Raw genomic sequence first — 12,949 nt, forward strand, 5'->3', positions numbered from 1 at the left:
GGTGGTCGGGTTGGGTGCCACACTCGCCGGCTGTTCGGGGTCCGGGGACGGCGAGGAAGCGGTCGGTGAGGTGACGCCCGCCCCGGTCCCGAAGTCAGCGGGCGGGGCCGCCTACCCGGACGCCTACCCCGGCGTCGACAGCGCACGGCGGACGCCGCGGCCGGTAGGGACGCTCGAACTGGAACCGACGCGCGGCGAGAGCGTCTTCGACGGCACGGACGCGACGCTGACGCCGATAGCGAATCGGGCGATTCCGGAACTCGCCGTCTCGGCGCGGGCCTTCGACGCGCCGCCGACTGCAGAGCGCCTCGACGTCGACTTCCTCTCGTCGCGCAACGTCGTGGCCGGCAACGAAGCGACGACGTACGACGACCCGGCGGCGTTCGTGAGAGAGACGGATTTCGAGCACTCGGCGCTGGTCGTGGTGGTCGTCGGCGTCGCGGCGGTTCCAGCCCGCCTGTCGGTGACTGCCGGCGGCCGAACTGCCGCGGGACGGCTCTACATCGAGACGACGCTCCGAACCGGGAGTTGGGAGGAACTCGCCACGACCATCGCACTGGCCCGCGTCCGGACGGCGGGCGTCGAAGAACTGCTCTTGGACTGTACGTACGAGCGCTTCGGTGAGAACCCTGTTCGTGGCGTGTACGTCGACCGTGATTGAGTCGATTTCGTATATCGAATAGTAGTTTATTACAGCGAGAGCGGGAGTTCCGCTCGAGACACGAAATCGCGCCAAAGAAAGCCGAAGGGCGTTTCAACCGCCGCGACCCACCTTCGAGTATGACTGAGACGATTCGGCTGGCGACACGGGGGTCTGACCTCGCGTTGCGACAGGCCCAAGCGGTGGCCCAGCGCCTGCAGAACCGCAGACGCGACGTGGAGCTAGTCGAGGTATCGACGACCGGCGACGAGGTGCGCGACGAGTTGATTCACCGACTCGGCAAAACGGGGGCGTTCGTCCGCAGCCTCGACGAGAAGGTCATCGACGGCGAGGTGGACGCTGCCGTACACTCGATGAAGGACATGCCGACGGAGTTCCCCGAGGAGTTGGTCGTCGCGGGCGTCCCAGAGCGGGCCTCACCTCTCGACCTCCTGTTGACGCCCGATGGGGCCACCCTCGAGGACCTGCCGAGCGGGGCGACGGTCGGCACCTCGAGCTTGCGGCGAAAAGCCCAGCTGTTGGCCGAGCGTCCGGACCTCGACGTACAGCCCCTTCGCGGTAATGTCGACACCCGAGTTCAGAAGCTACTCGCACCGGGGTTACAGGCCGAACACGAACGGCGGATGGACGCCGAAACCGAGGAATCGGACACCTCCTACGACCGCACCGCAGAGGAGTGGTTCGACGACCTCACGGAGTTCGAACGGCAGGCGCTCGGCCGGGAGGTCGAGACGCGATTCGACGCCATCGTCCTCGCGGAGGCCGGCCTCGAACGCAGCGACTTGCTCGATTCCGTCGACCACGAACGCCTCGGGTCGTCGTTCGTTCCGGCGCCGGGACAGGGCGCCCTCGCGGTCACCGCCCGCGACGGCGAGATTGCGCAGACGATTAACCACGAACTCGACCACCCACGAACGCGCGTCGAGACCACCGTCGAGCGGACGATTCTGGGGACGCTGGGTGGTGGCTGTGTCGCTCCGGTCGGCATCCACGCAGTCATCCAAGGGGAGTACGTCCACGCGAAGGTCCGGGTACTCTCACAGGACGGCACCGAGGAGATATCGGCCACGCGCGATTTGCCGGTCGAAACCCATCCCGAAGCAGCCCGGGAGTTCGCCGAGGGGTTAGCCGAGGAGGGTGCGGCCGAACTCATCGAACGCGCCCGGAGGGAGACGTGACCGGGAAAGTGTACCTCGTCGGGAGCGGCCCCGGAGACCCCGAACTCCTGACGGTGAAAGCCCGACGGCTCATCGACGAGGCGGACGTGGTGCTTCACGACAAGCTCCCGGGTCCCGAGATACTGTCGTCTATTCCGGCGGAGAAACGCGAGGACGTGGGGAAACGCGCCGGCGGCGAGTGGACGCCACAGGAGTACACGAACAAGCGGTTGGTCGAACTCGCCGAGGAGGGAAAGACCGTCGTCCGACTCAAGGGCGGCGACCCCTTCGTCTTCGGCCGTGGCGGCGAGGAAGCCGAACATCTGGCCGAAAACGAGATTCCCTTCGAGTACGTTCCCGGCGTGACGAGCGCCATCGCCGGGGCCGGCGTCGCCGGCATCCCCGTGACCCACCGCGAACACACGTCATCGGTGTCGTTCGTCACCGGCCACGAGGACCCCACGAAAGACGAGTCCGCAATCGACTGGACCGCGCTGGCAGAGACCGGCGGCACGCTCGTCGTTCTGATGGGCGTCGGGAAACTCCCGCTGTACACCGACGAACTGCTGGCGGCCGGTATGGACCCGGAAACGCCGGTCGCACTGGTCGAGCGGGCGACCTGGCCCGACCAGCGAGTCGCCGTCGGCACGCTGGAAACGATTGTCGACGTTCGCGACGACGCCGATATCGAACCGCCGGCGATTACCGTCATCGGCGGCGTCGCGGCGACGAGAGAGCGCGTACTGGCGTTTCTGGAGAACGAACCAGATTCGGGAAAGAACACTCAATAAACCACATGCTACGATATCAAATCCGAGCTAACGGAACTGCTGGAGGCCGAGTGAGCCATGTCTGAGACGGTCGCGTTCTTCCGCCCGGACGACGAGCGAGCGGCCGAGGCGGCCGAAATCGTCCGCTCACTCGGCGGAGAGCCGCTTTCGGACCCGATGTTGACCGTCGAACCGGCCGGCGAGACACCGCGGAGGGACGCGGAGCTTACCGTACTGACGAGCAAGACCGGCGTCGAGCTGGCCGCCGACGCCGGGTGGGAACCGGGTGGCGAAATCGTCGCCATCGGCTCCGGGACCGCTGAGGCGCTGGAACGGGCAGGATACAGCGTCGACCGTATTCCCGAACAGTACTCCTCGTCGGGCCTCGTCGAGGAGCTCCGGGCCGACGCTCCCGGCGCCCGAATCGAGGTCGCCCGCTCGGACCACGGGTCGCCGGTGCTCACCGACGGCCTCGAAGCCGCGGGTGCGTACGTCCACGAGACGGTGTTGTACCGTCTCCGTCGGCCACCGGAAGCCGGTGTCTCGGCGGTCGCCGCAGCGGAGGGCCGACTCGGCGGCGCCTGTTTCACCTCCTCGCTCACGGTGGAGCACTTCCTCGAAGCCGCCTCCGACCGGGGCATCCGGGCCGACGCCATCGAGGGACTGAACGACGCCGTCGTCGGCGCCATCGGCGAACCGACCCGCGAAACGGCCGAGAACGCGGGGATTTCCGTCGATATCGTCCCGACCGTCGCCGAGTTCGAGGCGCTGGCGGAGGCGGTCCTCACCCGGGTCGGTCCGGAGGTTTAAATCCGAGAGCGCAGTACGAACCCGTAGATGGCTGCCGACGCTCCCGTCCCGGAGTTAGCGACCACCGCCACGGCGTGTGCAGAACGCCTGCTCGCCGCCGACCGCGTGCTGTTGGCCTCCCACATCGACGCCGACGGACTGACCAGTGCCGGCGTCGCGTCGACGGCACTCGAACGCGCGTCGATTCCCTTCGAGACGGTGTTCGAAAAGCAACTGGACGCCGAGTCGATAGCCGGCATCGCCGAACGCGACTACGACACCGTGTTGTTCACCGACTTCGGCAGCGGCCAACTCGACATCATCGCCGAACACGAGTCCGCGGGCGATTTTACACCGGTCATCGCCGACCACCACCAGCCCGCCGACGCCGACACCGAGTACCACCTCAACCCCCTGTTGGAGGGCATCAACGGCGCTTCGGAGATGTCCGGGGCCGGCGCGGCGTACGTCCTCGCGCGCGCACTCGCGACCGAGAGCGACGGCACCGCTGATAACCGCGACCTCGCGGCACTGGCGGTCGTCGGCGCCGTCGGCGACATGCAGGCCAAAAGCGGTGCACTCCACGGCGCCAACGCCACCATCGTCGCCGACGGTGTCGAGGCGGGCGTTCTCGAGGAGACGAAAGACCTCGCTGTCTACGGGAAACAGACCCGTCCGCTGCCGAAACTGCTCGAATACGCTTCCGACGTTCGGATTCCGGGCATCACGAACGACGAACGCGGCGCCGTCTCGTTTCTCGACGACCTCGGCGTGGCGTGCCGCGAGGAAGGGAACTGGAAGCGGTGGGTCGACCTCACCGACGACGAACGCCAGTCGGTCGCCAGCGCACTCGTCCAACACGCCGTCAAGCGCGGCGTTCCCGCCTTCAAAATCGACCGCCTCGTCGGAACGACTTACATCCTTCGTGAGGAGGAGGTCGGAACGGAACTCCGAGATGCGAGCGAGTTCTCGACGCTGCTCAACGCCACCGCGCGGTACGAACGCGCCGACGTTGGGTTGGCGGTGTGTCTCGGCGACCGCGGTGAGGCGCTCGAACGCGCCCGAGAACTCCTGCGAAACCACCGCCGGAACCTCTCGGAGGGCATCGAGTGGGTCGAACAGCAGGGTGTCGAACAGGAAGACCACCTCCAGTGGTTCGACGCCGGCGACGAGATTCGCGAGACCATCGTGGGCATCATCGCCGGGATGTCGATGGGCGCCGACGGCGTCTCCCGGAACCGACCCATCGTCGCCTTCGCTCGCAAGAACGACGAGGAGACGAAGGTCTCCGGCCGGGGAACCGGGGGCCTCGTGAGCGAGGGGCTGGACCTCTCGGTCGTGATGAAAGAGGCGAGTCAGAAAGCGGGCGGCGACGGCGGGGGCCACGACGTGGCCGCTGGGGCGACGATTCCAGCCGGCACCGAGGAGACCTTCATCGAACACGCCGACCGCATCGTCGGCGAGCAGTTGGGGTGACCGACTCGGCGAGAGCCAGAGGATACTTCAGTTTCCTGGGAATAGCCGCCCCTGAATGACCCCACTGGAGATATCGCTCCGATTAGTCGCTGGCGTGTTGCTCATTCTCGCCAACGGCTTCTTCGTCGCCATCGAGTTCGCGCTCACACGAGCACGACAATTTACCAGAGAGGAGTTCATCGGCGAAACAGCCGCACTCGAGCGCGCCTGGGAGATGACCCAGAGCCTCGAGATATACCTGACGACCTGTCAGGTCGGCATCACCGCCTCCAGCATCGCGGTGGGTATCGTCGCCGAACCGGCGCTGGCGGCGCTGTTCGAACCGTACTTCGAGAACACGGCGCTGGCCTCCGTCGGCGCTGGCGCCATCATCGCCTTCGGTATCATCAATCTCGTCCATCTCACCCACGGCGAACAGACGCCGACGTATCTCGGCGTCGAGCGCTCGCGGTTCGTGTGTCGATACGGCGCGACGCCGCTGTATTGGTTCAACGCACTGATTTCGCCGATAATCACCCTCGGAGACTGGGTGGCGAAGGCGACGCTGAAACTGTTCGGCATCGAGATGACCGGCGCGTGGCTGGAGACCGAAGAGGATGTCCTCGAGAGCCGTGCGGACCTCCGGAACCGCATCGACACCCTACTGGACGAGGGCGACCTCAACGACGAGCGCCGCGAGGAGGTCCTCAACGCCTTGGCGGTGGATGAACTCCCGGTTAGCGACATCATGGTCGACCCGGAAGACATCATCGCGCTGTCGACGACTGATTCGATAGAGGAGAATCTCGAACGCATCCGGGAGACGCCACACACCCGATTCCCGCTCCTTGGCGAGGACCCCACCGACTTCCGCGGCATCGTCTACGCGCCATCGATTCTGAACAACATCGAGCGCCTACAGGCCGAGGAGGTCGCCTTCGAGGACATCGCCGCACCGCCGATGACCCTCGCCGCCGACACGAGCATCAGCGACGCCTTCGACCAGTTTCAGGCCGAAGGGCAGGAACTCGCCTTGGTGTTACGGGACGGCGAAGTCGTCGGCTTGATGACCGCCACCGACGCCCTCGAAGCCGTCATGGGCGAACTCGAGGACCCACTGGACGAAGCCCACGGGTAGCGTTTTCGGCCGGTCGGCGACCGAGCGTCACGACTCCTCGTCGTCTTCCTCGTCTTTCGGTGGGCGTTTCGAGAGCCTGTCGAATCGACTCTGTGTCGTCTCTTTTCGCCGTTCCGTTTCCTCGGCGTCGTACGTCGCTTCGCTGAGTTCACCGTCGGCGACCACGATGTCGAGGACGGCATCGGCGTGGCGGGCCGGTTGCGGTAACGCCTCGGGGTCGACGAGGAGTTCCTCGAGCGCTTCGTCGTCGGATTCCGGAATCACCGCCGCGAGTCCGTCCTCGATGCGGTCGACCACCGCGACGTAGCGTCCGTCTGGAATCATCAGTACTCCTCCGTGAGGACGCGTTCGCCCGCCGCGTTCGTGACGATTACGGTGTCGCCAGCGTTGTTCCAGACCGGGCCGTCGGCCCCCCAGTACAGTTCGGTGTCGGTGTCGGTGCCGCTGCCGGTGTAGACGGTGACCGTCCCGCCGGCCGGAAGCGTCAGTTCGGGGAACGTGTACGTTTTGTCGGCTTCGTCCCGGAGCGTCCAGCCGCCCACATCGAGCGGGCCGTCGCCGGCGTTGCGGAAGGTCACGTACTCGTCGTTGAGGTTCTCTCGGTCGTCGCCTTGGGCGTCGGCGTGAATCGTCTCGACGACCAGTTCACCCTCGGTCTCGGTGCCTCCGTCGGCCCGCGCCGTCTCTGTCGGGGTCGACGTTGTCGACGGTGCAGCCCCGATTCGGGCGCGCTCTTCGACCGGCATCGTCGCGCCGAGGTCAACCGGTGACGCGTCGCGAATCGACAGCGGGTCCGTCGGGGCGTCCGCCTGTGTTCGAACGGAGACGCCCTCGCCGTTGGTAACGAAAACAACGTTGCCGTGCGTCGCCGTCCAGTAGGTCGGTATCGCCCGCTCGGAGAACGCCTCCAGCACCTCGTCGTGTGGGTGGCCGTACTGGGAGTCGTACGCACTCGAAACGACGGCGGCCTTCGGGTCGACGGCGTCGAGCAGCGCGTCGCTGGTCGAACTACTGCTCCCGTGGTGGCCGGCCTTGTACACCGTCGAGTCCAGCCCCGAGCCGTACTCCTCGACGAGTCGTCGCTCGGCGTCCGCTTCGGCGTCACCGGTGTAGAGGAAACTCGTCGAGCCGTACGTGAGTCGGAGGACGATACTGTTCTCGTTTCGGTCCTCGCCGTCGACGTAGGGGTCGGGCGGCCCGAGCACTTCGGTTTCGACGCCGTCGAACGGAATCGAATCGCCCGCCCGTGTCTCGTACAGCGTCACGTCGTGGCGTTCGATGGCGTCGAGATACTCACCGTAGGTGGCGGTGCTGGCAGCGATACCTGGGTCGTACACCGCGCCGATACCGTCGGCTTCGGTCTCGAAGTACTCGATGACGGCCGCGTTGCCGCCGATGTGGTCGGCGTCGTTGTGCGACGTGACGAGATAGTCGATGCGGTCGATGTCCTGTCGCTGGAGGTAGTCGATGACGTACTCGCCGTCGTCGTTGTAGTGGCCGGTGTCGATGAGCATCGTCTCCCCCGTCGGGCCGACGACGAGCGTACTCACCGACTGGCCGACGTTGATGTTGTGGACGGCGACGGTTCCGTTGGTCGAGATGCTACCGGGCTCCGGCGTCGGTGTCGAATCGTCCTCGACGGAGACGGGTGCGGCCGAACACCCGGCGAGGACGACCGCACAGACGAGGAAAACGGCTGCGAGCGGACGAACGGTTGACACGGCGATTCGTTCGAGCGGGAGGTGTATAGATGCGTGGGTCGAACCGACGAGTGTCAATTCGATATCCCGATATACGGTTTATCGCGTTCGATTGGCGCCACTCTTTTTATACTGCCATCGGTCGGTTCGTGGGCTATGGCAGTCCATTACCGACGCGAGGGGCCGGTCACCGTCGTCACGGTCGACCGTCCCGGACGGCGCAACGCCATCGACAACGAAACTGCTGAAGCCCTCGGTGACGCGTGGGAGCGCTTCGAGGAGGACGACGACGCCCTCGTCGGCGTGTTGACCGGCAGCGAAGGGACGTTCTCCGCGGGGGCGGACCTCAAGGCGATGGACTTGGAGGACCGACCGGAGGGCTGGCTCGGGTTCACGCGGACGCGCGTCTCGAAGCCGACCATCGCGGCCATCGAGGGCCACTGCGTCGCCGGCGGACTGGAGATGGCGCTGTGGTGTGACCTCCGTATTGCGAGCGAATCCGCCGTTTTCGGCTGTTTCGAGCGTCGTTTCGGCGTCCCGTTGGTCGACGGCGGCACCCAACGACTTCCCCACGTCGTCGGATTGGGCCGGGCCCTGGACATGATACTCACCGGTCGGGAGGTCGACCCCGAGACCGCTATGGAGTGGGGACTGGTCAATCGACTCGTCGACGAGGGCGAGGCGCTCGACGCCGCGGTCCGGTTGGGCGAAACCGTCGCGGAATTTCCACAGGAAACGCTTCGGACGGACCGGGAAGCGGTTTACGACGGTCTCGGGTCGACGCTGGAACAAGGGCTGGCGGCCGAAGGCTGGCACGGGTCGCGCGCGCTCGACGTAGCCGAAGCCGGAGCCGACCGGTTTGCCGGCGGAGCGGGCCGCAGCGGCGAAGGCATCCCCGACGAGGAGTGACGCCCGGAATCGAATGATAAACCGCTATTCGAGATATAGAATCGCGAATTCCGTTCGGCACCCTTTTGCCATCCGGGACGAATCTCCGTCCATGTCTCAGGGAGCCCTCGACCGCGTGCGTCGCCCGGAGTACACCGGCGAGAATCGCTGTGTGCCGTGTACGGCGACGAACCTCCTCATCGCTGCGGTGGTGACGGCGGCGCTCGCGGTGCTGGTGCCGCCCGCAGCCCTCGTCTTCGCCGTCTTCGCCGTCGGGAGTATCTGGCTCCGCGGGTATCTCGTTCCCGGAACGCCCGAACTGACCAAGCGGTACTTTCCGGAGTGGCTGCTGGCGAAGTTCGACAAGGCGCCGACGGCCGACCGCGAGCCGATTTCGGCCGAGGATTTCGACCCCGAGACGGTGCTGCTCGAGTCGGGCGTCGTCGAGCCCTGCGAGGGAGACGACCTCTGTTTGACGGAGGACTTCGAGCGGGCGTGGCGACGCCACATCGACGCGATAGCCGACGACGACGCGCTCCGAGCCGAACTCGCCGAACAACTGGGACTCGATGCGGACGAAGTCACCTTCGAATCACACGGCAACGCCTACCTCGCTCGCAACGAGACGACTCGAATCGGCCAGTGGGAGTCCCGTTCGGCGCTGCTGGCCGACCTCGCCGCGGCGACGGAACTCCCCGAGTGGGTCGAGTGGGACCGGCTCGATTCCCGGGCACGGAGCCAGTTGCTCAGCGGGCTGCGGGTGTTCGTCGAAACCTGTCCGAGTTGCGGCGGCCTCGTCACCGCCGACACCGAAACCGTCGAATCCTGCTGTCGCTCCCACACCGTCGTCGCAGTCGGCTGTGAGGATTGTGGCGACAGGCTGTTGGAAGTGCCGTACAACGAAGCCGCCGCCTGACCGCCTACTCCTCTTCGCGGAGCAGTCGGTCGACGATGACGTCCGGGTCGAACCGTTCGAGGTCCCCGTAGCCCTGTCCCGTCCCGAGGAAGAGAATCGGTTTCCCGGTGACGTGTGCGATAGAGATTGCGGCACCACCCTGTGAGTCCGCGTCGGCTTTCGTGAGCACCGCACCGTCGATTTCGGCGGCGTCGTTGAACTCCCGGGCGCGGTTGGTCGCGTCCTGACCGGCGACCGCCTCGTCGACGAACAGCGTCATGTCGGGGTCGACGACGCGGTCGATTTTCTCCAGTTGCGCCATCAGGTCGTTGGAGGTGTGCAGTCGGCCGGCCGTATCGCCCAACACCACGTCGATGTCGTGGGCTTCGGCGTACTCGACGGCGTCGTAGATGACCGCCGCCGGGTCCCCGCCCTGTTCGTGGGCGATGAGCTTCCGGTCGAGGTTCTCGGCGTGTTCGCGAATCTGCTCGTTGGCCCCGGCGCGGTAGGTGTCGCCGTTGGCCATCACCGACGAGAGGCCGCGCGCTTCGAGCCACTCCGAGAGTTTGGCGATAGTCGTCGTCTTGCCGACGCCGTTGACGCCGGTGAAGACGATGACGACCGGTTTCTCGGCTTCGGCGAGACGGGCCTCGAAGTCGAACTGACCGACGCCGATGACATCGCGTAGGGCGTCGGCGATAGCTCGCTCGACGACCTGCTCGCCGGATTCGACCTGTTTGCGGGTTTCGCCGACCAACTGCTCGCGGATGCGGTCGGTGATTTCGCTGGCGACGCTCATCTCGACGTCGCCTTGCAGGAGTTCCAGTTCCAGCTGTTCGAGGGGTTCTTCGAGTTCCTCCTCGGTGATGATGGTCTTGCCGGTGGCCGCCAGCGCCGCCTTCTTGGCCAGTCCGGGGCCGTCGTCGTCGGCCTCCGTCGAGTCGCTCTCGGCGTCGGAATTACCCACGACGCCCGGCGTTTCGGATTCGGCGCCAGAATCGGCCTCAGCAGCCGCTTCTTCGGCGGCGTCGGCCTCTCCGTCTTCGGCCTCCTCTTCGACGTCGTCTTTGAAGCGGCCGAGTTTGTCCTTCAGTCCGTCGAACATGTGGCCTTACTCGTCGTCCTGCTGGGACATCTGCTGCTGCATCTGCTGCATCTGCTGTTGCTGCATCTGCTGGGCGCGCTCTTCGAGGTCTTCGGATTCGGACTCGACCTCCTCGATTTCCGCTTCGAGTTCCTCGATGCGCTCGTCGAGGGTGTCTTTCTTCCGTTCGAGGGACTCGACTGCGCCCTCGCTGTCGCGTTCGGCCGCGTAGCCGCCGCCGAGGCTGACGACGATTTCGTCGATGTCGGCGATTTCGGCACGGACGTAGGCACCGCCGCCGAGCGGGACCTGCACCGTCGAGTCGCTGTCGAGCGTCTCGATGGCCTCGATGGCTTCGTCGATTTCGGACTGCTCGTCGCGGACGTCCTGAATTTCGGCCTCGATTGCCTCTTTCTCCTCTTCGAGCGCCTGTAGCTGCTGTTGGAGCTGCTGCATCGCGCCGCCGCCACCGCCACCACCGAGGCTCATGCCGACACCTCGTCGATGGAAATCTGGGTGCGCTTCAGACCGTGCTGGGAGCCGAACTGGGTGTACACGTGCTCGACCGCGACGTTTTCGTTCGGCGCATCCAGCGTCTTCTCGAAGGCCTGCTCGCCGAATCGAGCAGGGAACGTTCCCGTGACAGTAAACTCACTCATACTACTGGATACGACGCGCGAGCGGGAAGTATCTTCCTCATCTTCCCTCCGAGTGTTCGATGGCGAAAACCGACAAAACGGTTCGCCGTCCTGCGGTCGGCCACTCGAAACCACCCGAACGGTTAACATCGTCGTCCGACAGTGTCACCCATGCCATACTGCCAACAGTGCGACAAAACCGTCGACGACGGGCGGTACTGCCCCGATTGTGGGTCGGAACTCGTCCAGCCGTCGGCGGACCGCAACCAGTGGGGAACGGAGCGAGAGACGGGTAGCGGCGCCGACGCCTCCGGGTGGGGCGAACCGGCCGAAACACCCGACAGTCATTCGGAATCGCAAACTGCACGGCCGACCGGAGACACCGACGAGGGGGAGGATTACTTCCAGAAGGGTCCGTTAGGGTTCTCGCTCACGTACCCCATCGCCGACGGTTGGGAACAGATGCTGATAAGCGCCGGACTGCTGTTCCTTGCGGGGTTGGTCATCTTTCCGTTCGTGTTCGTCTACGGCTACGCCTACCGACTCGGGCGGGCGGCCATCCGGGGCGACCATCGGCCACCTGAGTACGGCGACTGGGGCGGACTGTTCGTCGACGGCTTACTGATTTCGGTCGTCGGGATACCGGTGTTCATCGCGATGCTCATCGCAATCGCGGTTCCCGTCGGTCTGTCGACCGCCCTCGATGCGCCGTCGGTGATGCTGCTGGCGATACCGCTGTATCTGGCGACGCTGTACGTCGGCGGCGGCGTCCTGCCGACGTTCATGGCGACCGGAAGCGTCACCCGAACCTACAGCGGCCTCCGGTTTCTGGAGTTCGTCAAGACGACGAACTACCTGAAGGCACTCCTCTTCGGCTTCCTCGCGACGTTCGGAATCACCCTCGCGATGATGTTGGTGTTCCTCGTCCTGCTCATCACCGTCGTCGGGATTCTGCTCGCGTTCCCGCTTCTCATCATTGTCCAGCCGTTCGTCGTCTTCATCCCGTTTTTGCTGTTCGCGTATTTCTACCGGGAGTCGATGCTGGAAGGCGTCGTGCCGGAACTGGAAAACGAGTCGACGCTCGGGTCGGAGTTCTGAATCCCGGCGTCAGTCGATAAAGCCGAGGGCGTCGTCGATGCGGCCCAACTCCGGTCCGGTCGTGTCCTCGCCGACGATGTAGCCGGAGGAGTTGGCGATGAGGCCCGACCCGACCAGCGGTCCGCCGTAGTTGACCGTCCCGATGTCGGCGTAGACGCCGAAGACGTCCTCTAGAGCATCGAGTTCCTCGTCGGTGGTCTTCGGGTGACACAGCACGCCCTCGTTGGTGACGACGGCGGCGGTACCGACCGTTCGCACGTCCGCGAGCATCCCGCGTTCGACCGGCACGTCGAGGGCGTCCTCGACGGCCCGTATGGCCTTCCGCGAGAGGTCCGGATGGACGTAGGCGCCCGTATCGTTCGCCAACACGACGTTGCCGGCGGCGTTGATGCGGCCCGGGAGTTCGACGACAGGGAGGTCCGTCGCCTCCTCGATGCGGTCGCACTCGCGGTCGGTGGCCCGCTGGCTGACGAGCAGGCCGTTCTCGTTGCCGACGGCGAGGGCGCCGACCGTCGAGGAGCCGGCGACGGTCGTCGGGACGGCGGGAACGTCGAGTTCGTCCTCGAAGTCCTCGCGTAGCGACTCCTCGAGGTCTGGACGAACGAGCAGACAGTCGTCCGTGGCCCGCGCGAAGACGCCGACGTAGGAAGAGCCGGAGAGGGCCGCGCGGAGCACG

General features: G+C 65.7%; 15 protein-coding genes. 9 read left to right on the forward strand and 6 right to left on the reverse strand.

The window, feature by feature from the left end; translation table 11 throughout:
* The 6 genes from GJ631_RS18665 to GJ631_RS13205 form a co-directional block, all read left to right on the forward strand.
* A partial coding sequence (locus GJ631_RS18665; protein ID WP_197425056.1) for a hypothetical protein occupies positions 1–661 on the forward strand: 661 nt, incomplete at its 5' end.
* A 119-nt stretch (positions 662–780) separates the two neighbouring features.
* Positions 781–1,839 (forward strand): hydroxymethylbilane synthase, encoded by a 1,059-nt coding sequence (hemC, locus tag GJ631_RS13185; protein WP_156709604.1) that lies wholly within the window; start codon positions 781–783, stop codon positions 1,837–1,839.
* Positions 1,836–2,609: a uroporphyrinogen-III C-methyltransferase gene (gene cobA, locus GJ631_RS13190; protein ID WP_370518674.1), complete on the forward strand. Its 774-nt coding sequence runs from the start codon at positions 1,836–1,838 to the stop codon at positions 2,607–2,609. Before hemC ends, cobA begins: the two co-directional genes overlap by 4 nt.
* Positions 2,610–2,666: 57 nt before the next feature.
* A complete protein-coding gene (locus tag GJ631_RS13195; RefSeq protein WP_156709605.1) occupies positions 2,667–3,398 on the forward strand; it encodes a uroporphyrinogen-III synthase in 732 nt (243 codons plus the stop codon).
* Positions 3,399–3,425: 27 nt separating this feature from the next.
* Entirely contained in the window at positions 3,426–4,853 is a 1,428-nt protein-coding gene (locus tag GJ631_RS13200; protein ID WP_156709606.1) for a DHH family phosphoesterase, read from the forward strand.
* Between the two features lie 55 nt (positions 4,854–4,908).
* Positions 4,909–5,970 (forward strand): CNNM domain-containing protein, encoded by a 1,062-nt coding sequence (locus GJ631_RS13205; protein WP_156709607.1) that lies wholly within the window; start codon positions 4,909–4,911, stop codon positions 5,968–5,970.
* A 27-nt stretch (positions 5,971–5,997) separates the two neighbouring features.
* On the opposite strand, the gene GJ631_RS13210 is transcribed toward GJ631_RS13205, so the two are convergent.
* Positions 5,998–6,294, reverse strand: a complete 297-nt coding sequence (locus tag GJ631_RS13210; protein ID WP_156709608.1) for a DUF3006 domain-containing protein — start codon at positions 6,292–6,294, stop codon at positions 5,998–6,000.
* Entirely contained in the window at positions 6,294–7,691 is a 1,398-nt protein-coding gene (locus GJ631_RS13215) for an MBL fold metallo-hydrolase (protein ID WP_370518675.1), read from the reverse strand. Before GJ631_RS13215 ends, GJ631_RS13210 begins: the two co-directional genes overlap by 1 nt.
* Positions 7,692–7,826: 135 nt before the next feature.
* On the opposite strand from GJ631_RS13215, the gene GJ631_RS13220 reads away from it, so the two are divergent.
* Both GJ631_RS13220 and GJ631_RS13225 read left to right on the forward strand, forming a co-directional pair.
* Positions 7,827–8,579: a crotonase/enoyl-CoA hydratase family protein gene (locus GJ631_RS13220; protein ID WP_156709610.1), complete on the forward strand. Its 753-nt coding sequence runs from the start codon at positions 7,827–7,829 to the stop codon at positions 8,577–8,579.
* A 91-nt stretch (positions 8,580–8,670) separates the two neighbouring features.
* Positions 8,671–9,474 carry a hypothetical protein gene (locus tag GJ631_RS13225; RefSeq protein ID WP_156709611.1) on the forward strand — a complete coding sequence of 268 codons (804 nt, stop codon included), beginning with the start codon at positions 8,671–8,673 and terminating at the stop codon, positions 9,472–9,474.
* A gap of 4 nt (positions 9,475–9,478) precedes the next feature.
* On the opposite strand, the gene ftsY is transcribed toward GJ631_RS13225, so the two are convergent.
* From ftsY to rpl18a, 3 genes are read right to left on the reverse strand one after another with little or no spacing between them, the layout of a single operon-like run.
* A complete protein-coding gene (gene ftsY, locus GJ631_RS13230) occupies positions 9,479–10,558 on the reverse strand; it encodes a signal recognition particle-docking protein FtsY (RefSeq protein WP_156709612.1) in 1,080 nt (359 codons plus the stop codon).
* Positions 10,559–10,564: 6 nt separating this feature from the next.
* Positions 10,565–11,026, reverse strand: coding sequence for a prefoldin subunit alpha (gene pfdA / locus GJ631_RS13235; RefSeq protein WP_156709613.1), 462 nt, complete (start codon positions 11,024–11,026; stop codon positions 10,565–10,567).
* On the reverse strand, positions 11,023–11,196 hold the full coding sequence (gene rpl18a / locus GJ631_RS13240) for a 50S ribosomal protein L18Ae (RefSeq protein WP_156709614.1): 174 nt from the start codon (positions 11,194–11,196) through the stop codon (positions 11,023–11,025). The genes pfdA and rpl18a overlap by 4 nt, the downstream gene beginning before the upstream one ends.
* A 150-nt stretch (positions 11,197–11,346) precedes the next feature.
* Between rpl18a and GJ631_RS13245 the strand changes: the two genes are divergently transcribed.
* The gene (locus GJ631_RS13245) at positions 11,347–12,273 is read left to right on the forward strand and encodes a DUF4013 domain-containing protein (RefSeq protein ID WP_156709615.1); all 927 of its coding nucleotides are present in this window, start codon (positions 11,347–11,349) and stop codon (positions 12,271–12,273) included.
* Between the two features lie 9 nt (positions 12,274–12,282).
* On the opposite strand, the gene GJ631_RS13250 is transcribed toward GJ631_RS13245, so the two are convergent.
* The gene (locus GJ631_RS13250; RefSeq protein WP_178915094.1) at positions 12,283–12,948 is read right to left on the reverse strand and encodes a translation initiation factor IF-6; all 666 of its coding nucleotides are present in this window, start codon (positions 12,946–12,948) and stop codon (positions 12,283–12,285) included.
* Position 12,949 lies beyond the last annotated feature (1 nt).

The organism is Natronomonas sp. CBA1123, from assembly GCF_009741925.1.
Taxonomy (GTDB): Archaea; Halobacteriota; Halobacteria; order Halobacteriales; family Haloarculaceae; genus Natronomonas.